Here is a 19,246-nt window from a genome sequence, read left to right as displayed (position 1 = left end):
TCGCCGTCCCCTCGCGGGGGCGGCGGCACGGGCCGCGGGCGTTGCGGGCCGGTCAGGAGCGGGGGTGCGCGCCGTCCTCGGCGGCGGCCGGCGCGCTCGGCGCGGTGGCCGCCGCGGCGGGGCCGCCTTCTGGGGCCGGCGCGCCGTCCGGGGCATCCGGGGCGTCGGCGGGCGCCGCGCCGCGGTCGCCCTGCGCCGCGTCCTCCTTGGCCGCGCCGGCCTCCAGGCGGGCGCCGACGCCGCGCATCCGGGCCAGGCCGCCGGCCACCGCGGCCGACATCGCGTCGCGCTGGGAGGACAGCAGGACGTAGCTCACCATGCCGCTGATCAGGAAAGCGAGGGCCAGCGCGAGGAACGCGCGGGCGCCCAGCAGGTACACGACACCGAAGGCGACGGCGAACAGCAGCAGCCGGGCCGCGGTGTAAGCGAGGACGCTACGCATGAAAACAGCCTCACAACGGATGAATCAGGAATAGATTGAGGTCTCAGCGATGTGCGCCGGACGGATCGCCCGGCGCCGCCGATGGCGCCGTGTGCCCGCCTGCCGTGCACGCGGCGCCGGACCGGCCTTCCTCCCAGGGTAAGGGGCCTTCGGCGGCGGCGCCGATCCACCCCCGTGCAGCGGGGCCGGCGCGCGCCGCGGGGCGGGCGCGCCGATGATCGGACGTCTTTAAAGCGGTAACCCGAATTGAAGGTTACGTTCCGATCACATATCGCGTACTCGCCAGGTCTTCCTCCCCATTTTTACGAAAACTAGGGAGGAAACGGACTAACTCATGCACACTAGGGGATCAAACGCCCGCCTCCGACACGCGGCGGTGGGCCCGAAGGGGGATTGTGAAGGTGGAAAGAGGAAGCGAACGCTTGCTGACCCCCGGAGAGGTCGCCTCACTCTTCCGGGTCGACCCCAAGACGGTGACCCGCTGGGCCGCCTCCGGCCGGATCAGCAGCATCCGGACCCCCGGCGGCCACCGCCGGTTCCGCGAGTCCGAAGTCCGCGCACTGCTGCATGGGGAGCCGACCGAGACCTGACCCGCACACTGGTTCCCCACTCGTCGCAGTCCGGCGCTGCACCGCCCCGGCGCCCCCGCCCACCGGGACCTGTTCGCCGCACGGAGAACGCTCATCGCGGATAGGCTGAACACATGGTGTGGCTCGCTGGTCTGATCACGCTGCTCATGATCGTGCTCTGGGTGTACGCGTTCTTCGACGCGCTCACCAGCCCTGCGGGGGATGTCCGCAATCTGCCCAAGATCCTCTGGCTGATCGTCATCGCGCTCTTCACGCCCGTCGGGCCGCTGCTGTGGCTGTTCCTCGGCCGCCCGCGGACCGCGGAGGCCATGGCGTCGCCCTCCCCCGCCGCCCGGACCGACACCATCGAGCACTTCGACCCGTCCGATCTCGACCCGCCGCCCGGCCCCGGCCACCCGCGGGGCCCGGACGACGATCCGGAGTTCCTGAGGCGCCTGGACCGGCGCATCAACCCGGAGGACTGACACAACCGCCGCACCCAGTACGCGTGGGGGCCGCCCGATCGGGCGGCCCCCACGCGCGTGCGCGGCCCCGTCCCCCCGGCCCGCCGGCCGGTGGCGGACCCCGCCGGGCGCGCCTGATTCGTCCGGCCCCGGACGCGCCGCGGCCCCGCTCCCGGGACGGGGGCGGGGCCGCGGTCGGCGCGCGACGCGCTCAGGCGTAGGAGTGCAGCCCGCTGAAGAGGTAGTTCACCCCGAAGAAGTTGAACAGCAGGCACGCGAAGCCGACCAGGCCGATCCAGGTCGCCTTGCTGCCGCGCCACCCCGCCGTGGCCCGGGCGTGCAGGTAGGCGGCGTAGACGACCCAGGTGATGAACGACCACACCTCCTTGGGGTCCCACCCCCAGAACCGGCCCCACGCCTCGTCGGCCCAGACGGCGCCGGCGATGATGCCGAACGTCCACAGCGGGAACGCGAACAGCACGAAGCGGTGCGACACCCGGTCGAGCAGCTCGGAGCTGGGCAGCTTGGCGGCGATCCCGGAGACCGCCGTCCCCGCCGCGCGCTTCAGCTCGGTGCGGCGCGCCACCAGGTAGGTGACCGCCGCCGACCCCGACACCATGAACCCGCCGGTGGCCAGGATCGCCGCCGACACGTGGATGGCGATCCAGTAGGAGTGCAGCGCCGGGATGACCGGGCCGGCCTCGGAGTACAGCCACCGGGCGGCGATGCCGAGCAGCAGCAGCACCGGCACCAGCACGAACGTGCCGAGGAACCGCGCCTGGTAGCGGACGGCCGCGAACAGGAACGCGCCGACGCCGCACAGGCAGATGGCGACCACGAACTCGAACATGTTGCCCCACGGCCAGCGGTCGGCCGCCAGCCCGCGGGTGACGATCTGCCCGGCGTTGAGCAGGAACGCCAGGGCGGTGACCACCACCGCCACCGCGCCCACGACGTGCCGGGACGCGCTCGCCTCGGGTTCGCGGTGCCGCACGTCGACCGCGAGGTCGTCGTCGAGGTCGACCGTGCCGCCCGCGGGGGCGGCGGCGCTCGCCCCGACCGCGACCAGCCGGGTGTTGCGCAGCCGTTCGCGGCGGCCGAAGGCCGCCTCCAGGGCGAACAGGAAGAGGGCGATCGCGTACGCCACGATCATCGCGATGATCAGGCCGTCGCTCACCGCGGCCATGTCCTGGTCGACCGCCGCCTCGGCGGCGAGCACGTGCTGCACCGGCTACTCCTTCGTGCCGTCGTCGGCCGCGGGGCGCTCCCGCAGCCGGTCGCGAAGAGCGAGGCTCAGGGAGTGGAAGGCGCTGGTCGCCCCGGCCCCCTCGCTCTTGCTCAGCCCGGCGACCTCGACCACGGTACGGCCGTCGGCGCCGGCCCGCGCCCGGACCCACACCCGGCGGGGGCGCACGAAGAGGGTGAGGACGAGGCCGACCACCGCCGCCGAGGCGGCGACCAGGGCGGGGACGCGGGCGGGGTTGCTGTTGGCCTGCATGCTGATGTAGTCGCTGTAGCCGGTGAACTCCACCGTGCCGGAGCCGTCGGGCAGCTCCCAGGTGTCGCCGGGGCGCAGCTCCGGGGAGTCGCCGATCTCGGTCATGTCGCCGGTGGCGAGCTGGTACACCGACTGCGACCGCCCGCTGTCGAGGCCGAGGTCGCCCTTGTACCCGGTGAGCGTGACCACCGGGTCGCGGGCGTCGGGGAAGTCGGAGATCAGGGAACCGTCGGCGGCCTCGGCGGCCGACGGCAGGAACACGGCCGTGAAGCCGAGCTGCTCGCCCCCGGTGTCGGGCACCTTGATGACGCCGTCGGAGGTGAAGGTGGCGGTCTCGCGGTAGAGGAACGGCACCGGCTGGTCGAACACCACGTCGCCGTCGGCGTCGGTCACCTTGAAGTGCGGGGCGTAGCCGTGGCCGAGCAGGTACACCTGCACGCCGTCGACCGACAGCGGGTGGTTGACCTCCAGCTCGTGGGTGCGCTCGGGTTCGCCGGGGGCGGCGGTGTAGGTGAGGTCGGCGGCGTAGGAGGCGGCCTGGCCGCTGAGGCCGCCCTCCTCGATGAACGTCGCCCGGAAGTCGTCGACGGTGAAGGAGAACGGCTGGAGGTCGTCGGCGTCCACGGCGGTGCCCGGGTAGAACGCGTCGTAGAGCGGCACGGTGTTGGCGAACGCGTCGCCCTCGATTACCAGCATGTTGCCGCGGTAGCCCAGGAACGACCCGGCCGCCAGCGCGGCGAGCAGGGCCAGCAGCGCCAGGTGGAACACGACGTTGCCGGTCTCGCGGAGGTAGCCCTTCTCGGCGGCGACGGAGTCGCCGTCGGTGTCGGCGCGGTAGCCGGACAGCAGCGACCGGGCCTCGGCGAGGACCGTGCCGGGCGGCGCGGCGGTGGTGAACCGGGCGGAGTACGGCAGCCGGCCGAGGTTGCGCGGGGTGCGCGGCGGCCGGGCGCGCATGGCCCGGTAGTGGGCGGCGGCGCGCGGCAGGACGCACCCGGTCAGCGAGACGAACAGCAGCAGGTAGATCGCCGCGTACCAGGGCGAGGAGTAGACGTCGAACAGGTAGAGGCGGTCCAGCCACGGCGCGAGGTCGGGGTTCTCGATGGCGTAGTCGCGCACCTGGTCGACGCTGACCCCGCGCTGCGGGAGCACCGACCCGGGGATGGCGCCCACCGCCAGCAGGAACAGCAGGATCAGGGCGGTGCGCATCGAGGTGAGGATGCGCCACGCCCACCGCGCCCAGCCGAGGGGGGACAGCCGCGGGACGGCCACCGGTCCACCGGTCGCCGGGGTGTCGGTCGTCGGAGGAGCCACCGTCAGATCACCGTCGCGTAACCGGCCGCCCAGGACTGCAGAGAGGCCGTGATGTCGGTCCAGAGGCCGGTGACCAGCAGCAGGCCGAGCAGGACGAGCATCGCCCCGCCGGCCGCCGTGATCGCCCGGTAGTGCCGCTTGACCGCGGCGAAGGCGCCGAGGGCGCGCCGGTACAGCAGCGCCGCCAGCACGAACGGGAGGCCGAGCCCCACGCAGTAGACGAGGGAGAGCAGGGCGCCGCGGCCGGCGCTGCCCTCGGTGAAGGCGAGGGTCTGCACGGCCGCCAGGGTCGGGCCGATGCAGGGGGTCCACCCCAGGCCGAACAGCACGCCGAGCAGGGGCGCGCCGGCCAGCCCCGCCCCGGGCAGCCGGTGGAACCGGAACTCGCGCGAGAACCCGGGCAGGACGCCCATGAAGGAGAGGCCGAGCAGGATGGTGAGGCCGCCGAGGACCCGGGTGATGGGGTCGGCGTACTCCAGCAGCAGGCCGCCGACGCCGCCCACGGCGGTGCCCGCCGCGACGAACACCGCGCTGAACCCGGCGACGAACAGCAGGCTCCCGGCGAGCATGGTGCCCCGCCGCGACGCGAGTTCGGTGTCGGCCGACACCGCGGTGGCCGTGCCCCCGCCCGCCGCCGCTGCCTCGGCGGCGCGTCGGCGGGCGGCGAAGTCGGCGCCGGTCATGCCGGTGACGTAGGACAGGTAGCCCGGGACGAGCGGGAGGACGCACGGCGACAGGAACGACACCAGCCCGGCGGCCAGCGCCAGCGGGGCGGCGAGGAGCAGGGAGCCCTGGAGGACGGTGTCGGCGATCATGCGGGGTCGGGCTCCGCGGCGGCGTCGCCGCCCCCGCCGCCCTCGGCGACGACGGGCTCGACCAGGTCGGTGAGCTGGTTGTAGGTGGTCTCGCCGATGACGCGGGCGGCGATGCGGCCCTCGCGGTCGAGCACCAGGGTGCTCGGGATGGCGGCGGGCGGCACCGTGTCGCGGAACGCCTGGGGGACCTCGCCGGGCTGGTCGTACAGGCTCGGGTAGGTGGCGCCCTGGTTGTCCTCGAACGCGCGCGCCGCGGTGGCGTTGTCCTTGATGTTGACCCCGAGGAACTCCAGCCCGTCGTCCTTGTGCTCGGTGTAGACCTCTTCCAGCACGGGGGTCTCGGCGCGGCAGGGGCCGCACCAGCTGGCCCAGAAGTTGATGACGAGGACGCTGCCCTCGTAGTCGGCGAGGCGGACCGGGTCGCCGTCGAGGGTCTCGCCGCTGACGTCGGGCGCGGCGGCGCGGTCGCCGGGCGCGAAGGCGGTGCTCGACCCGTCGCCCTCGACGAACCGGCTGTCGGTGGCGCCGTTGCTCGACTCCAGCCCGCCGGCGCAGCCGGCGGCCAGGAACGCCAGGGCGGCGAGCGCGGCCGCGGCACGCACACGGCGCGACCGGTCGGCGGCGCCGGTGGAGATGGAGGGCATGGCGGGGTTCCTCGGAACGGGAGGTGAGGCGGGCACGCTGTCGTCAACGACAAAGTGTAGTAGACCCGCCCGCCCCCTCCGCAGAGGGGCACGTCACGCCGCTGAACAGGGCGGACGGGGCGAACGCCGCCGGCGCCGCCTCCCCGGCCCGGTCCGTCCCCCTCACCGCCGGTGCTCCCAGGGGCCGAGCCCCCGGGCCCGGACGCGGTGAGTGCGTCGGTCGGCCGGCACCTCCAGGGTGAAGTCCGCCAGCCCCGGCCGGCCCGCGTCCTCCAGCCCGGCGTGGAACGAGGCCGCGTCGGCGCCGCGTCCGAGCACCGTGCTCATCGCGCCTCCGGAGGGCATGGTGGAGGGGCGGGCGGTACCCGAGGGGGGCGGTGGCGGGGGGTCGCGGTCACCGCCCCCGACGGGTGGTGCGGCCGTGCTCAGCCCGCCTCGACGAACGCCTCGCGGAGGTAGTCGTGGACGGCGCGCTCGGGCACCCGGTAGGAGCGGCCCACGCGGATGGCGGGCAGCACACCGGAGTGGACCATTCGGTAGACGGTCATCTTGGAGACACGCATGATCGAGGCGACCTCGGCCACGGTCAGGAACCTGACCTCGTCCAGAGGAGCCTTACTCCCGTTCATCTTGCGACGCCCTCACTTCCGGACGTGAGCGTGGATGTCCCTGCCTCTGCCGGCCGGCGCGGTGCCCCGGTGGGCCACGAGGGGGGTCCCGTGGCCGCTGCGCCCCATCGCCGCGCCGGCGTGTCGTTCGGTAACTGCTGACACGTCCGTTTTCAGGGTAGAACCGGCGCCACCCCAGCGAAAGGCCGGTTTTGCTGTCCGTGCAGCTACATGAGGACCGGGGGGTTGGTGAGGTTTAGGGGGTGGGTAGTGACGCGCGCCGTCAGGCCAGCCCCGCGTGGTGCAGCACGTAGTCCGTCAGCGGGCGGTAGTCGTCGGGGGTGTATCCGTCGTCGAGCGGCACGGTGGTGTGCAGTTTCCCTTCGTGCTCGGCGAGGAACAGCGCCGGATCGTTGGAGTCGGCGAACCCCACGGTGGGCACCCCGGCCTCGCCCGCCGCACCGGCGAAACCGTGGTCGGCGATGACCAGCTGCGGCCACGGTTCGCCGCGGTCGGTGAGGTCGGCCAGCACCGCGCGCATGGCGAAGGGGTGGTGGCTGTGCCGGGGCGAGCGGCCGTCGAGCACCATGCCCACGCCGTCGCGCCAGACGAGGACCCTGCGGTGCGGCGCCTGCTCCGTGGCGACCTCGTAGGAGTAGCCGGCGGCCGCCGTGACGACCGTGCAGCCGCGCGCCTCCAGCGCCCGCAGCCAGGTGCGGTAGGCGTCGGCGAGGTTGCGGGGGTGACCGGTGGCGGCCAGGACGCGCTCGCGGCGGTCGGCGGCGACCGCCAGGCGGGCGGCCACGGCCTCCAGGGCGTCGACGGTGCGGTCGGGGTCGATGGTGTCGATGCCCCACTGGTGGGACTCGTCGCCGACGACCCCGCACCGCTTGGACATCAGAGCGAGGACCTCGGTGAAGGACCACTCGTGCGCGAAGGTCAGGCCGAACTGGTAGTACGGGTCCTTGTGGCAGAGTCGGCGGTAGTGCCGCAGGTTGTTCTGCCGCGGTGTGTCGACGTGCCCGGCGATCCCGGTGCGGACCAGATAGGCGATGAGCTCCGCGCGCGAAGGCGGCGTCACCGGCGTCCCCCTTCCTGTGGCGGCCGTGCGGAGAGGGCGCGGCGCTCGGACCGCTGTCCCGTCCGAGGCGTCGTCATACCCTGTTCACGGCCGGTTCAACTCCCGCTCCGGGTAACGATCACCGCCGCGCGGGCGCGGTCACAGGCTGGGGTCCATGCCGTGGCTGGGGAACACCGCGCGCCGGGTGGCCTGGATCGCCTGGTCGACGGGGTCGTCCGGGTCGAACCCGTCCTCGAACGGGGTGAACGCGGGGGTGCGGCCGTCGGTCATGTACAGCGGCGGGATCTCGCCGGTGCGATCGCGCACGAACCGGCGCCAGGCGTCGGGCGTGGCGGCCTGCGGGTCGACGTGCACCCCGGCGACCTCGGCGAGCAGGTGGGTCCAGGCGCGCGGGACGACCTGCACCAGCTCGTACCCGCCGCCGCCGAGCACCACCCAGCGCCCGCCGGCGGTGTCCTTGGCCAGCCGGTGCAGGGCCTGGTAGGTGCGGCGCTGGCCGTCGAGGCTCAGGGTGAGGTTGGCGAGCGGGTCGAGCGTGTGGGTGTCGGCGCCCTGCTGGGTGACGAGCACCTCGGGCTGGAACTCGCGCAGCAGCGGGGGGACGACCGCGTCGAAGGCGCGCAGCCACCGCGCGTCGTCGGTGCCGGCCGGCAGGGCGACGTTGACCGCGTACCCCTCGGCCGCCGGGCCGCCGCACTCGCCCGGCCGCCCGGTGCCGGGGAACAGGGTGAGCGGGGACTCGTGCAGGCTGATGGTGAGCACCCGGGGGTCGTTCCAGAACGCGGTCTGCACGCCGTCGCCGTGGTGGACGTCGACGTCGACGTAGGCGACCCGCTTGGCGCCCTGCTCCAGCAGCCAGGCGATGGCCAGCGCGGCGTCGTTGTAGACGCAGAACCCCCACGCCTTGCCCGGCATGGCGTGGTGCAGGCCCCCGGCGATGTTGGCGGCGTGCTCGGTCTCGCCGTTCCACACGGCGCGGGCGGCGGCCACCGAGGCGCCGGACACGAGCGCGGCCGCGTCGTGCATGTTCGGGAAGACCGGGTTGTCGGCGGTGCCGAGGCAGTAGGGGTCGTCGGGCCGCAGGGTGGTGCCGGCGCGCTTGACGGCCTCGATGTAGCCGGGCTCGTGGACCAGGCCGAGCAGCTCGTCGGAGGCGGGCTCGACGTCGATGAAGGAGACGCGGGGGGCGTCGAACACGCCCAGCTCCCGGCACAGGGCCATGGTCAGCTCCACCCGCACCGGCGCGAGCGGGTGGTCGGGGCCGAAGTCGTACGAGGTCAGCCCGTCGTCCCACGCCATGTGCAGCGAGCAGCCCATGCGTTCTCCCCCGGTCCGGCGTGGCGCGCCCGTGCGGCACGTCACGTGCATCCCACACAGTAGCCAAGGCCGGGGCCGGGCCGCCCGCCCGGGTCAGCCGTCGGAGAGCCGCCGGCTGCGCTCGCGGGCGGCGTCGAGGGCGTCGTTGAACGCGGTGCGCACCCCGTGCCGTTCGAGTTCGCGGACGGCCGCGGCGGTGGTGCCGCCGGGCGAGGTGACCGCCTCGCGCAGCACGACGGGGTGCTCGCCGGCCTCGTTGAGCATCGCGGCGGCGCCGTCGATCGTGCGGGTGACCAGGCGGTGGGCGGTGGCGCGGGTCATGCCCATGGCCACGCCGGCCTCGATCATGGTCTCGGCGATGAAGTAGACGTAGGCGGGCCCGCTGCCGGAGATGGCGGTGACGGTGTCCATGTGCCGCTCGGGGACCCGGACGACGTCGCCGACCGCCCGCAGCAGCGACTCGGCGTGGTCGAGCTGGTCGTCGGTGGTGTGCCGCCCCCCGGCGATGGCGGTCATGCCCCGGCCGACGAGGGAGGGCGTGTTGGGCATGGCCCGCACGACGGCGGTGTCGCCGCCCAGGTGCTTCTCCAGCAGCGCGGTGGTGATGCCGGCGGCGATGGACACCACCAGGGTGCCGGAGCGCAGCTCCGGGGCGAGGGCGTCGAGCAGGTCGACCATGTCCTGCGGCTTGATCGCGAGGATCAGCGTGCGCGCCCGCTGGGCGGCCTCGGCGGCGGGGACGACGGCGGTGCCGTAGCGGGCGCGCAGCTCGTCGGCGCGCTCCGCGAAGGGTTCGGTGACGAGGACGTCGGCGGGGTCGTGCCCGGTGCCGAGCAGCCCGGCGAGCAGCGCCTCGCCCATCTTGCCGCCGCCAATGATCGCGATCATGCAGTCCACCTTTCCGGCCTTCCCCCACGGTAGCGGGGCCGGAGGGGTCCCGGCCCCGCGCGGACGCCGGGGCGCGCCGCCGCGGAGCCGGGCGGGCGCGGCCCGGCGCGTCCGGACGCCGGCTAGTGCGAGGGGGTGCGGTGCCGGCCGGGGGCGGAGTGGTCGCCGTCGCGGCGGCGCCGCAGGATCTTGCGCACCCGGACGACGACGAACCAGAGCAGCAGCAGGGCGATGGCGCCGACGACGACGTTGCTGAGGACGCCGCTCCACTCCTCCAGGACCGGCTTGATGGCCGGGCCGAAGCCGTAGCCCAGGCCGATCCACAGGCCGTTCCACACGCCGCTGCCGATGGTGGTGTACAGCGAGAACTTCCAGAACGACATGCGCTCGATGCCCGCCGGGATGGAGATGAAGCTGCGCACCAGCGGCACGCACCGGCCGATGAGCACGGCCACGCCGCCGTAGCGGGCGAAGAAGCGCTCGGCCTTGTAGAAGTCCTCGACCTCCAGCAGCGGCGTCTTCTCGACCAGCCAGCGGGTGCGCTCGCGGCCCAGCAGCGCCCCGAGCAGGTAGAAGCCCCAGGCCCCCACGAGGGCGCCGAGGGTGGCGGCGAGGATCGCCAGCCAGAGGTTCATCTGCCCGTCGTAGGCGAGGAAGCCGGCCCCGGGGAGCACGGCCTCGCTCGGCATCGGGGGGAAGAAGGTCTCGATGAGCAGGGCGAGTCCGACGCCCACCTCCCCGAGGTCGGTCATGAGTTGCAGGACCCAGCCGATGAAGCCCTCGTAGCCTGCGGAGGGGTCCACCGATCCGTCGGCACCTGTCGTGAACGGCCGGAGCACAGTGTTCATGTGGGATGTCGTTCTTTCGAAGCCGGAGGGGGGACGCTTGGTGGGGCGCCCCCGCACACGGGGGCGGGCGCGGGTCGCCGGGCATCGGCCGGCGCGAGCGGCGCCGCGGTGGCGGCCGGGTCTTCCCGCCACCGGCACGGCGCCCCGGGAGCGGAGCGCGGACCGTGCCCTGATGCGTCCTCGGGCCCAGCCTACGGTGTCCCGGGCGCCGGTGGCGCCGCGCCGCCACCCGGTTCCGGCCCGGCGGCCGGGCCGCCGCCGGGGCCGACCGGCGCGGGGCGGTCCCCGGCCGCGGGGTCGAGCACGGCGCGCAGCGCGGGGGCGTAGATGGCGACCAGCTCGTCCACCCCGGCCGAGGCGACGGGCTCGATGCGGTAGAGGTGGCGGACCGCGACGAGGCCGAAGACCTGCGCGGCGACGACCCCGGCACGCAGCGGCGGCAGGCCGAGTTCGCGGGAGATCTGGCGCTGCAGGATCTCGGTCATGAAGTCGCGGATGGTGACCGCGGCCCGGTCGCTGGAGGCGGCGGAGCGGAGCATGCCGACCACGGCGGCGTGCACCTCGGGCCGCTCCCACAGCGCCAGCAGGTGGCGCAGGAGGTGCTCGGCGCGGTCGTCCGCCCGCGCGTCGGCGTCGGCGAAGACCCGCCGGATCAGCGGCGCCGGGTTGTACGGCAGCCGCATGGCCTCGACGAACACCTGCTCCTTGGGGCCGAAGTAGTGGTGGACGAGGGCGGGGTCGACCCCGGCGGCGCGGGCGATGCCGCGCACCGTCGCGCCGCCGTAGCCGAGTTCGGCGAACTGGGCGCGCGCGGCGTCGAGGATCTGGTCGCGGGTTCGGGTCGCACCGGGACGGCGTCCGGTTCTCGCCATGGGTCAGGGCCGCTGCTCGCCGGCGGTGCCCCCGGTGTCGACGGCGAACGTGCGCGGGGGCGCGGCCGCGGCGGCGCGCCGGGCGGCGACGCGCTCGCGGCGGTCGGTGCGGGCGGCGCCGGTGTCGCCGCGGGCGCCCGCGGCGAAGTGCAGCCGGGTGAACGCCAGCGCCTCGGCGAGTTCGACCAGCCGGGCCTCGCGGTCGGCGGCCTTGCGGGTGCTGACCTCCAGCACGATCTGGCCCTCGTAGCCGGAGGCGGCCAGGTGCTCCAGGAGTTCGGCGCAGGGCTGGGCGCCGCGCCCGGGGATCAGGTGCTCGTCGAGGTTCTGGCCGCCGGTGCCGTCGGCCATGTGCACGTGTGACAGGCGGTCGCCGAGCCGCCGGGCCATGTCCATGGCGTCGGAGCGCGACATGGCCGTGTGCGAGAGGTCGAGGGTGACGTCGGGGTAGTCGCGGTCGAGGGGGTTCCAGCTCGGCGCGTACGGGACGACCTCGCGGTCGCGCATGTGCACCGGGTACATGTTCTCGACGGCGAACACGACGTCGGTCTCGTCCTGCATGCGCGCGACGCCGGCCTCGAACTCGCGGGCGTAGTCGCGCTGCCAGCGGAACGCCGGGTGGACCACGACGGTCTTGGCGCCCAGCGCCTCGGCCATGGCCTGGGAGCGGACGAGCTTGCCCCACGGGTCGCGGCCCCAGACGCGCTGGGTGAAGATCAGGCAGGGGGAGTGGACGGCGAGGATGGGCACGCCGTGGTAGTCGGACAGGCGCCGGAGCATGTCGATGTCCTGGCTGGCCGGGTCGGAGGAGACGAGGACCTCGATGCCGTCGTAGCCGAGCCGGGCCGCGATCTCGAAGGCCGCCGGGGTCTTCTCCGGGTAGACCGACGCGGTCGAGAGGACGACCGGCGCGTCTGGGACCTGGATAGCGCTCACCCCACCAACATATGCGGTACGGGCGCCCGGTGCCCCGTACGGGGCCGGGTACCTATGCTGGCGCGGTGAGAGCAGCGCTGCCGGGGGCGGTTCCCAGCCCCAACATCTGGAACAGTCCGCGCGTGTACGAGCTGGAGAACGCGGCGGTCGACCCCGACGGGGTGATCGAGGCCGCGATGGCGGCGGTGCGCGGCCGCGCCGGGGCGCACGTGCTCGACATCGGCTGCGGTACCGGCTACCACCTGCCGCTGTTCGCGCGCGACGCGCGCCGGGTGACCGGGGTGGAGCCGCACGCGGCGCTCGCGGCGGCGGCGCGGGCGCGGGTCCGGGGGTTGGACAACGTCGAGGTCCACCAGGGCGTGGCCCAGCGGCTCCCGGTGCCGGACGCGTCCGTGGAGGTCGCGCACGCGCGCTGGGCCTACTTCTTCGGGCCCGGGTGCGAGCCCGGCCTGGCCGAGCTGGAGCGGGTGATGCGGCGCGGCGGGGTGGCGTTCGTCATCGACAACGACGCCACCCGCAGCACGTTCGGCGGCTGGTTCCGCCGGTTCCTGCCCGACTACGACCCGGAGGCGGTCGAGCGGTTCTGGGCCCGGCAGGGGTTCCACCGCGAGCCGCTGACGATGCGGTGGCGCTTCGCGCGGCGGGCCGACCTGGAGGCGGTGGTGCGCATCGAGTTCACCCGCGCGGTCGCCGAGGAGGTCATCGCCGAGCACAGCGGCCTGGAGGTCGACTACGCGGTCAACCTGTGGTGGCGCGCGTACTGAACGGCCGCGCCGCCCCGGCCCGGGGACCGGGCGGGGGCGGCGCGGGCCGGCGCGTCGGCCGCTAGAGGACGGCGGTGACGTAGATGGTGCCGTACTCGCTGAACTCGACCTCGTAGGTGTCGGGGTCGCCCTGCGCGTAGCAGTTCAGCCCGGGGACCACGTCGCCGACCGTGACGAGCTGGAACTCCTCCATGTCGCAGCGGACGGCCTCGTTGTCGGTCATCCAGCGGGTCTCGTCCTCCACCATGTCGCGGGAGGCGACCATGCCCTCGGTGGGCGTGGGGGTGTAGGTGAACATGTAGTCGCCGCCGACGACGTCGACGCTGAAGGGCACCGAGATGCCCTTGTACTGGGCGGTGCAGGAGACGGTGCCGTCGACGCCGGCGTCGAACGCGTCGCAGGAGGCGGTGGTCGACGCGTCGGTCACCATGGCGAACTCCTGCACCATGTTGACGAGTTCGCCTTCGACCTGGGTCGCGGGGTCGTCCGACTCCACGTCCGGGAGGGTCTCGTCGAAGCTCATAGGCGCCGGCGGGATCGGGCCGGTGCGGAACTCCCCGCCCTGGGCGGCGGGCGCCGCGGACTCGGCGGCGGGGGCGGCCGCGTCCGTGGTCTCCACGGGCGCCGGCGGCCGCTGCTGCTGGGGGAGCAGGAGTCCGCAGGAGGACAGGGAGACGACGGCGGCGGCGGAGGCCAGCACGGCGCCGGCGGACCGGAGGCGAGCGGGGATGGCCATGTGACACACCTTTCAGCACAACGAGGAGACCCTCGCGGGGGTGGGGGTCGCGGGGCGCGGGAGGGCCCGGCGGCACGGCCGGGCGGGGCCCCTTCGGGCCGCCGCGCCGCGCCGGTGGGTCCGGTGCGGCCGATCGGCCGGCCCGCGCGGCGGCCCGGTGCGCACCGGGGCCGCCGTTGTTCGTGTGCTGGTTCAGATGCGCGGCGGGCCCGTCCGGTTCCCACCGATCTGCGGGAATCCGGACGGGCCCGTTCGGCGGTCAGGCGAGCGGGGACCCCGAGCCGGCGCCGAGGGCGTCGACCACGCGGGCGCCGACCTCGGCCATGCCGTCGGCGTTGGGGTGGACGGGCGCGGCGGGCCGGGTCGGGAAGATGCCCTCGACCCACTTGTCGGAGGGGCGCGCGCACACGTCGTGGCCGCGCTCGAAGACGTCCACGAACACGGCGCCGGCCGCGGCGGCCTCGTCGGCCATGGCGGCGTTGAGGTCGGTCTGCGCGTCGTCCAGATAGGGCACGTCGCCGCGGGAGATCGGCACCGCCGGCCAGCACCCGCGGGACTCGGGCAGGATCTGCAGGTAGCCCACGACGGCGACGGTGGCGTCGGGGCTGCGCTCGCGGATGCCCGCCAGCACGTCGGCGAACCGGGCGCCGGTCTCGGCCACCCGGTCGGCGAGTTCGTCGCCGCCGTCGGCGGTGTAGTGGTCGCGGCAGGGGTCGCCGACCGGGTCGGTGGCGGACCGTGCCGCGCACTCCAGGACGATGTCGGCGAACCCGAAGTCGTTGCCGCCGATCTGCACCGTGACGAGGGTGGTGTCGGGGGTCAGCGCGTCGAACTGCGCCGGGTTGTCGGGGCCGACCGCGAGGTCCTGCGGGGCGGTCATGTCGTCGATGACGGCGCCGGAGCAGCTGGCGTCGACGAACTCCGCTGCGCCGATGGCCTCGGCCACCACGCTGGGGTAGTTGCTGCCCGAGCGCAGGCAGAGCAGCGGCTCTCCGCTCGGCGGCGGCACCAGGGGGCCGGCGGTGAAGGAGTCGCCCAGGGCGACGTAGCGGTCGGCGAGGCCGGCCGCCTGGGCGGGTGCCGCGACGAGGGTGAGCACGCCGGCGGCACCGAGTGCCGCGGCGGAGATACGGGGGATGGTCCGAAACGACACGCGGTCTCCTCGACGGTGCGGAGCGGGACGGCCACCTCGAATGTGACCAGCCGGTAACGAGTCGTCAACACGGAAGTCCGGTACCGGTCAGAAACTTGACGTGGGCGCCTGGACACGCACAGTAGCGGTAGTGGGGAGGGGCCGTCCATCCGCCGCACGGGCCGGTCCGGACGCGCGGCGGATCCCCTCCCCCGCCTCCGGGCGCGGCTGTCCGCTCCACCGGCTACCGTGCAGCCATGGCCAAGACCCCGAAGACCACCTTCCGCTGCGCCGAGTGCGGGTGGACCACCTTCAAGTGGGCGGGGCGCTGCGGCGAGTGCCAGGCGTGGGGCACCGTCGAGGAGGCCGGCGCCCCCACCACCACCGTGATCGCCCCGGCCCGGGTGACCGCCCCCGCCCGCCCCATCACCGAGATCGACGTCGACGCCGCGCACGCCAACCCCACGGGGCTGGAGGAGCTCGACCGGGTCCTCGGCGGGGGCGTGGTGCCGGGCGGGGTCATGCTGCTGGCGGGCGAGCCCGGCGTCGGCAAGTCCACCCTGCTGCTGGAGGTCGCCGCGCTGTGCGCCGACGCGGGCCCGGTCCTCTACGTCACCGGCGAGGAGTCCACCGGGCAGGTGCGGCTGCGCGCCGAACGGCTGGGCGCCCTGTCCCCCAAGCTGTACCTGGCGGCCGAGACCTCGGTGGCGGCGCTGGTGGGGCACGTCGACGCGGTCGCCCCGTCGCTGCTCATCGTGGACTCCGTGCAGACCATGAGCTCCCCCGACGTCGCCGGGGTGCCCGGCGGCGTCACCCAGGTGCGCGAGGTCGCCGGGGCGCTCATCCGGCTGGCCAAGGAGCGCGGCATCGCCACGGTCCTGGTCGGCCACGTCACCAAGGACGGCTCCATCGCCGGGCCGCGGCTGCTGGAGCACCTGGTCGACGTGGTGCTGCAGTTCGAGGGCGACCGCCACTCCCAGTTGCGCATGCTCCGCGCCGTGAAGAACCGGTACGGCCCGACCGACGAGATCGGCTGCTTCGAGCTGACCGACTCCGGCATCATCGGGCTGCCCGACCCCAGCGGCCTGTTCCTCACCCGCCGCAACGAGCCGGTCCCCGGCACCTGCGTCACCGTCACCCTGGAGGGCCGCCGCCCGCTCATCGCCGAGGTGCAGGCGCTCGTGGCGGCCTCCAACCTGCCGCAGCCGCGCCGCGCCACCTCCGGGCTCGACACCGCCCGGGTGAACATGGTCATGGCGGTGCTGGAGCGCCGCGCCCGGGTGCGCATCGCCAACGCCGACGTGTACGCGTCCACCGTCGGCGGGGTGCGGCTGGGCGAGCCGTCGGTCGACCTGGCGCTGGCGCTGGCCGTCGCCGGGTCGGTGCGCGACGAGGCGCTGCCGCGCGGGCTGGTCGCCATCGGCGAGGCCGGGCTGGCGGGCGAGATCCGCGCGGTCAGCGGGGTGCAGCGGCGGCTGGCCGAGGCGCAGCGCCTCGGCTTCACCCGCGCGATCGTGCCCGCGCACAGCGAGGAGCCGGTCGAGGGCATCGAGGTCATCGGGGTGGACGACGTCGGCGCCGCGCTGAACGCCGCGTTCCCGGCCCGCCGCCGCACCGGGTGACCCGGCCCCGGCGCGGCCGCGCCGGGGCGGGGGCGGGTCAGTTCAGCCGGAACACCGCGGGCTCGGCGCCGGAGGTGTAGTCGCCGTACAGGGTGGCGACGTAGGTGCCGGGGCGGTCGGCGGTGGCCTGGGTGTCGCGGCAGTCGCGCCACGAGCGGGTCCGGTCCCAGGTGTAGGTGGCGGTGTGCGGCACGCCGCGCCGCAGCTCCACCTCGTCGGAGTCGTCGCCCTCGACGCAGTCGGCGGTGGAGAACACGCGGTCGTCGCCCGAGGTGATCCGCACCTCCATCGCCGAGAACCCGACGTCGACCGTGCAGGTCTGGTCGGCGGTGTTGACGGCGGTGACCTCCAGCTCGGGCTCGGCGTCCCAGGCGTAGTCGGAGCGGTCGGTGTCCACGGTCACCACCACGTCCTGGGGGCGGCACGGGTCGCCGGCCTCCTGGGGGGCGGGGACGTCGGCCGCGCCGCCGCCGTCCCCTCCCGCCGAGCCGGAGCCGCCGGCGCCGTCGCCGCCCGCTCCCGGGCCGCCCGCGCCGGCCTCGGCCGGATCGTCCTCCTCCGCGTCGTCCCCGCTCGGCCCGGGACTGTCGCCGGGCGAGGGCGAAGGTGCGACACTGGGGGAGGACGACGGTGACGCCGACGCCTCGGGCGGCCCGCTCGCCGACTGCTCGTCGCCGGACGACGACAGCCGGCTGCACGAGAGGGCGATGACGGCGACCACCGCGAGGAGGCCGGCCAGCACGAAGACGCGCCGGCGCCAATACGTTTCGGGGCTCACGGGGCCCGGATGTCCAGCACTCGACGACATGCGCCGTAGTATCCCGCGTGTCGCGGTGTGCCACTACTCAACCCGCCGATCTCCCCACCGATTGAGTATGAACGACAACCCCTACAGCACAGCAGTTCTCGCCTGGTACCAGGCCAACGCCCGCGACCTCCCCTGGCGTGATCCCGACGCCTCGCCCTGGTCGGTGCTGGTCAGCGAGATCATGCTCCAGCAGACCCCGGTCGTGCGCGTGCTGCCCGCCTGGGAGGCGTGGCTGCGGCGCTGGCCCACCCCGGCCGCCCTCGCCGCCGAGCCGTCGGGCGAGGCGGTGCGGATGTGGAACCGGCTGGGCTACCCGCGCCGGGCGCTCAACCTGCACGCGTGCGCGCGCACCATCGTCGAGCGGCACGGCGGCGAGGTCCCCGACGACCACGCGGAGCTGCTGGCGCTGCCCGGCGTCGGCCCCTACACCGCCGCCGCGGTGGCCTCGTTCGCGTTCGGTCAGCGGCACGCGGTGCTCGACACCAACGTGCGCCGGGTGCTGGCGCGCGCGGTGAGCGGGGTGCAGTACCCGCCCAAGGCCCAGACCCGCGCGGAGGTCGCGCTCGCCGAGGCGCTGCTACCCGAGGAGCCGGCGGTCGCCGCGCGGTGGGCGGTCGCGGTCATGGAGCTGGGCGCGCTGGTGTGCACGGCCCGCTCCCCCGCCTGCCCCTCGTGCCCGATCGCGGCCGACTGCGCGTGGCGGGCGGCGGGCCGGCCGGCCTACGACGGCCCGCCGCGGCGCGGGCAGACCTACGCGGGCACCGACCGCCAGGTGCGCGGCCGGCTGCTGGCCGTGCTGCGCGACTCCCCCGGACCCGTGGCCAAGCCCGCGCTGGACGCGGTCTGGGACGAGCCGGTGCAGCGCGAGCGGGCGCTCGACGCGCTGGTGGCCGACGGCCTGGTCGACCCGCTGGACGACGGGACCTACGCGCTGCCGGGGTGAGGCCGGCTCAGGCGGTGGTGGGCGCCACCCCGTTGGAGCACGGCGCGCCGGGCTCCAGGGTCTGCGGGCCCTGCTCGAACGCGGCGAGGAACTCGCCGATCCGGGCCTCGTCGACGCCGTCGAGGACGAGCTGCTTGCCCCAGGCCGACAGCACGACGGCGCCCGGCAGGTCCTCCATCGGGCTGACGATGACGTAGGCGCCCGGACGGTAGTGGCCGTGCAGGGCGGCCACGTCCTCGGCCGCCAGACCGGGGTCGTGGGTGATCCACACGGCGCCGTGCTCCAGGGAGTGGACGGCGTTCTCGACCGGGACCTGCGAGGCGTACACGCCGCAGTCCAGCCACTCGGGGGCGTGGTCGCCGCCGGCCGGGGGGTGCATCGGGTAGTCGACGGTGCCGTCGGTGTGCTCGTTGGTCAGACCGGGGAAGGTCTGCACGCCCTCGGGGTCGCCGGGCTCGACCTGCGCGCCCGCCTGCGGCGCCCCGGAGCCCTCGGGCGGCCGGGTGACGAGGACGTACCCGGTGACGGCCGCGCCGATCGCCAGGACGAGCACGACGGCGGCCCCGCCGATGATCCACGCGAGCGCGCCACCGCCACCGCGGCGGGGAGGGCGCGGGGGCGGCCCGAACCCGCCGGGGCCGGGCGGCACCCCGTAGGGGGGCGGGCCGCCGGGGCCGGGCGGGCCGGGGTGACCGTGGGGGCCGGGGCCGCCGGGGGGCGGCGTCGCGGGGCCGGGCTGGTGGGGTTCGGGAGGGATCGCCACGATCCGCACCCTACCGGCTGCGCGCGGGAGCGGCGGGGCCCGCCACGGGGAACGCGGACGGGGCGGCCCCTGTGCGGGGCCGCCCCGTCCGTACCGCCGGAGCGGTGGTCAGCCGATGGGCTCAGGTGCCGGTGGGTCAGTCGCCGGTGGAGGAGGAACCCGCCTCCACGGGCTCGGCGTCC

At 74.9% G+C, this 19,246-nt stretch carries 22 protein-coding genes; 5 read left to right on the top strand and 17 right to left on the bottom strand.

Annotated elements, in window-relative coordinates:
* Window positions 1–52: 52 nt before the first annotated feature.
* Complete coding sequence (locus tag NT8_RS19295; protein WP_067971450.1) at window positions 53–442, bottom strand: DUF4229 domain-containing protein; 390 nt, start codon at window positions 440–442, stop codon at window positions 53–55.
* A 395-nt stretch (window positions 443–837) separates the two neighbouring features.
* Between NT8_RS19295 and NT8_RS19290 the strand changes: the two genes are divergently transcribed.
* Window positions 838–1,032, top strand: a complete 195-nt coding sequence (locus tag NT8_RS19290; protein ID WP_067971446.1) for a BldC family transcriptional regulator — start codon at window positions 838–840, stop codon at window positions 1,030–1,032.
* Between the two features lie 113 nt (window positions 1,033–1,145).
* A complete protein-coding gene (locus tag NT8_RS19285; protein ID WP_067971443.1) occupies window positions 1,146–1,496 on the top strand; it encodes a PLD nuclease N-terminal domain-containing protein in 351 nt (116 codons plus the stop codon).
* Window positions 1,497–1,686: 190 nt separating this feature from the next.
* Here the strand turns inward: NT8_RS19285 and ccsB are convergent, their stop codons facing one another.
* The 12 genes from ccsB to NT8_RS19230 all read right to left on the bottom strand — a co-directional run bounded on the left by ccsB (window position 1,687) and on the right by NT8_RS19230 (window position 12,296).
* Complete coding sequence (gene ccsB, locus NT8_RS19280; protein ID WP_067971440.1) at window positions 1,687–2,703, bottom strand: c-type cytochrome biogenesis protein CcsB; 1,017 nt, start codon at window positions 2,701–2,703, stop codon at window positions 1,687–1,689.
* A gap of 3 nt (window positions 2,704–2,706) precedes the next feature.
* A complete protein-coding gene (gene resB / locus NT8_RS19275; RefSeq protein WP_394326587.1) occupies window positions 2,707–4,287 on the bottom strand; it encodes a cytochrome c biogenesis protein ResB in 1,581 nt (526 codons plus the stop codon).
* A gap of 2 nt (window positions 4,288–4,289) precedes the next feature.
* Window positions 4,290–5,102, bottom strand: coding sequence for a cytochrome c biogenesis CcdA family protein (locus NT8_RS19270; protein WP_067971437.1), 813 nt, complete (start codon window positions 5,100–5,102; stop codon window positions 4,290–4,292).
* Complete coding sequence (locus NT8_RS19265) at window positions 5,099–5,746, bottom strand: TlpA family protein disulfide reductase (RefSeq protein ID WP_067971435.1); 648 nt, start codon at window positions 5,744–5,746, stop codon at window positions 5,099–5,101. Before NT8_RS19265 ends, NT8_RS19270 begins: the two co-directional genes overlap by 4 nt.
* Window positions 5,747–5,908: 162 nt before the next feature.
* Window positions 5,909–6,073, bottom strand: a complete 165-nt coding sequence (locus NT8_RS29500; protein WP_157515893.1) for a hypothetical protein — start codon at window positions 6,071–6,073, stop codon at window positions 5,909–5,911.
* Window positions 6,074–6,171: 98 nt separating this feature from the next.
* Complete coding sequence (locus NT8_RS19260; RefSeq protein WP_067971432.1) at window positions 6,172–6,375, bottom strand: helix-turn-helix domain-containing protein; 204 nt, start codon at window positions 6,373–6,375, stop codon at window positions 6,172–6,174.
* A 262-nt stretch (window positions 6,376–6,637) separates the two neighbouring features.
* The gene (locus tag NT8_RS19255; RefSeq protein ID WP_067971429.1) at window positions 6,638–7,435 is read right to left on the bottom strand and encodes a phosphatase; all 798 of its coding nucleotides are present in this window, start codon (window positions 7,433–7,435) and stop codon (window positions 6,638–6,640) included.
* Window positions 7,436–7,573: 138 nt separating this feature from the next.
* Window positions 7,574–8,734, bottom strand: a complete 1,161-nt coding sequence (locus tag NT8_RS19250) for an acetoin utilization protein AcuC (RefSeq protein WP_067971460.1) — start codon at window positions 8,732–8,734, stop codon at window positions 7,574–7,576.
* A gap of 111 nt (window positions 8,735–8,845) precedes the next feature.
* Window positions 8,846–9,640, bottom strand: coding sequence for a pyrroline-5-carboxylate reductase (gene proC, locus NT8_RS19245; RefSeq protein ID WP_067971427.1), 795 nt, complete (start codon window positions 9,638–9,640; stop codon window positions 8,846–8,848).
* 122 nt (window positions 9,641–9,762) lie between these two features.
* Window positions 9,763–10,488, bottom strand: coding sequence for a DedA family protein (locus tag NT8_RS19240; protein ID WP_067971424.1), 726 nt, complete (start codon window positions 10,486–10,488; stop codon window positions 9,763–9,765).
* A 191-nt stretch (window positions 10,489–10,679) separates the two neighbouring features.
* Complete coding sequence (locus tag NT8_RS19235) at window positions 10,680–11,360, bottom strand: TetR/AcrR family transcriptional regulator (protein ID WP_067971417.1); 681 nt, start codon at window positions 11,358–11,360, stop codon at window positions 10,680–10,682.
* Window positions 11,361–11,363: 3 nt separating this feature from the next.
* Window positions 11,364–12,296 (bottom strand): sugar phosphate isomerase/epimerase family protein, encoded by a 933-nt coding sequence (locus tag NT8_RS19230; protein ID WP_067971413.1) that lies wholly within the window; start codon window positions 12,294–12,296, stop codon window positions 11,364–11,366.
* 65 nt (window positions 12,297–12,361) lie between these two features.
* Between NT8_RS19230 and NT8_RS19225 the strand changes: the two genes are divergently transcribed.
* Window positions 12,362–13,060, top strand: a complete 699-nt coding sequence (locus NT8_RS19225; RefSeq protein WP_245646243.1) for a class I SAM-dependent methyltransferase — start codon at window positions 12,362–12,364, stop codon at window positions 13,058–13,060.
* A 61-nt stretch (window positions 13,061–13,121) separates the two neighbouring features.
* Here NT8_RS19225 and NT8_RS19220 read toward each other — a convergent pair whose 3' ends face one another.
* Together NT8_RS19220 and NT8_RS19215 are read right to left on the bottom strand one after the other, a co-directional pair.
* Window positions 13,122–13,796: a hypothetical protein gene (locus NT8_RS19220; RefSeq protein ID WP_067971408.1), complete on the bottom strand. Its 675-nt coding sequence runs from the start codon at window positions 13,794–13,796 to the stop codon at window positions 13,122–13,124.
* Window positions 13,797–14,055: 259 nt separating this feature from the next.
* Window positions 14,056–14,949 (bottom strand): SGNH/GDSL hydrolase family protein, encoded by an 894-nt coding sequence (locus NT8_RS19215; RefSeq protein ID WP_067971406.1) that lies wholly within the window; start codon window positions 14,947–14,949, stop codon window positions 14,056–14,058.
* A 236-nt stretch (window positions 14,950–15,185) separates the two neighbouring features.
* Between NT8_RS19215 and radA the strand changes: the two genes are divergently transcribed.
* Window positions 15,186–16,550, top strand: coding sequence for a DNA repair protein RadA (gene radA / locus NT8_RS19210; protein ID WP_067971403.1), 1,365 nt, complete (start codon window positions 15,186–15,188; stop codon window positions 16,548–16,550).
* A 37-nt stretch (window positions 16,551–16,587) separates the two neighbouring features.
* Here radA and NT8_RS19205 read toward each other — a convergent pair whose 3' ends face one another.
* Window positions 16,588–17,328 carry a hypothetical protein gene (locus tag NT8_RS19205; RefSeq protein ID WP_245646242.1) on the bottom strand — a complete coding sequence of 247 codons (741 nt, stop codon included), beginning with the start codon at window positions 17,326–17,328 and terminating at the stop codon, window positions 16,588–16,590.
* Between the two features lie 97 nt (window positions 17,329–17,425).
* Between NT8_RS19205 and NT8_RS19200 the strand changes: the two genes are divergently transcribed.
* On the top strand, window positions 17,426–18,301 hold the full coding sequence (locus NT8_RS19200) for an HhH-GPD family protein (protein ID WP_067971400.1): 876 nt from the start codon (window positions 17,426–17,428) through the stop codon (window positions 18,299–18,301).
* Between the two features lie 7 nt (window positions 18,302–18,308).
* On the opposite strand, the gene NT8_RS19195 is transcribed toward NT8_RS19200, so the two are convergent.
* A complete protein-coding gene (locus NT8_RS19195; RefSeq protein WP_245646241.1) occupies window positions 18,309–19,064 on the bottom strand; it encodes a DUF3105 domain-containing protein in 756 nt (251 codons plus the stop codon).
* Between the last annotated feature and the right edge of the window lie 182 nt (window positions 19,065–19,246).

Origin of the sequence: Nocardiopsis trehalosi NBRC 14201, from assembly GCF_001552555.1 — a bacterium.
Taxonomy (GTDB): Bacteria; Actinomycetota; Actinomycetes; order Streptosporangiales; family Streptosporangiaceae; genus Nocardiopsis_B; species Nocardiopsis_B trehalosi.
The sequence above is the reverse complement of the archived record's forward strand: the minus strand, read 5'-3'. Positions and strand labels throughout refer to the sequence as shown.

What these genes read in the sequence shown, in the direction of transcription:
- NT8_RS19295 (WP_067971450.1), bottom strand. Translation starts at nt 442, where the DNA reads ATGCGTAGCGTCCTCGCTTACACCGCGGCCCGGCTGCTGCTGTTCGCC.
- NT8_RS19285 (WP_067971443.1), top strand. Translation starts at nt 1,146, where the DNA reads ATGGTGTGGCTCGCTGGTCTGATCACGCTGCTCATGATCGTGCTCTGG.
- NT8_RS19270 (WP_067971437.1), bottom strand. Translation starts at nt 5,102, where the DNA reads ATGATCGCCGACACCGTCCTCCAGGGCTCCCTGCTCCTCGCCGCCCCG.
- NT8_RS19265 (WP_067971435.1), bottom strand. Translation starts at nt 5,746, where the DNA reads ATGCCCTCCATCTCCACCGGCGCCGCCGACCGGTCGCGCCGTGTGCGT.
- NT8_RS29500 (WP_157515893.1), bottom strand. Translation starts at nt 6,073, where the DNA reads ATGAGCACGGTGCTCGGACGCGGCGCCGACGCGGCCTCGTTCCACGCC.
- NT8_RS19260 (WP_067971432.1), bottom strand. Translation starts at nt 6,375, where the DNA reads ATGAACGGGAGTAAGGCTCCTCTGGACGAGGTCAGGTTCCTGACCGTG.
- NT8_RS19250 (WP_067971460.1), bottom strand. Translation starts at nt 8,734, where the DNA reads ATGGCGTGGGACGACGGGCTGACCTCGTACGACTTCGGCCCCGACCAC.
- proC (WP_067971427.1), bottom strand. Translation starts at nt 9,640, where the DNA reads ATGATCGCGATCATTGGCGGCGGCAAGATGGGCGAGGCGCTGCTCGCC.
- NT8_RS19240 (WP_067971424.1), bottom strand. Translation starts at nt 10,488, where the DNA reads ATGAACACTGTGCTCCGGCCGTTCACGACAGGTGCCGACGGATCGGTG.
- NT8_RS19235 (WP_067971417.1), bottom strand. Translation starts at nt 11,360, where the DNA reads ATGGCGAGAACCGGACGCCGTCCCGGTGCGACCCGAACCCGCGACCAG.
- NT8_RS19220 (WP_067971408.1), bottom strand. Translation starts at nt 13,796, where the DNA reads ATGGCCATCCCCGCTCGCCTCCGGTCCGCCGGCGCCGTGCTGGCCTCC.
- radA (WP_067971403.1), top strand. Translation starts at nt 15,186, where the DNA reads ATGGCCAAGACCCCGAAGACCACCTTCCGCTGCGCCGAGTGCGGGTGG.
- NT8_RS19200 (WP_067971400.1), top strand. Translation starts at nt 17,426, where the DNA reads ATGAACGACAACCCCTACAGCACAGCAGTTCTCGCCTGGTACCAGGCC.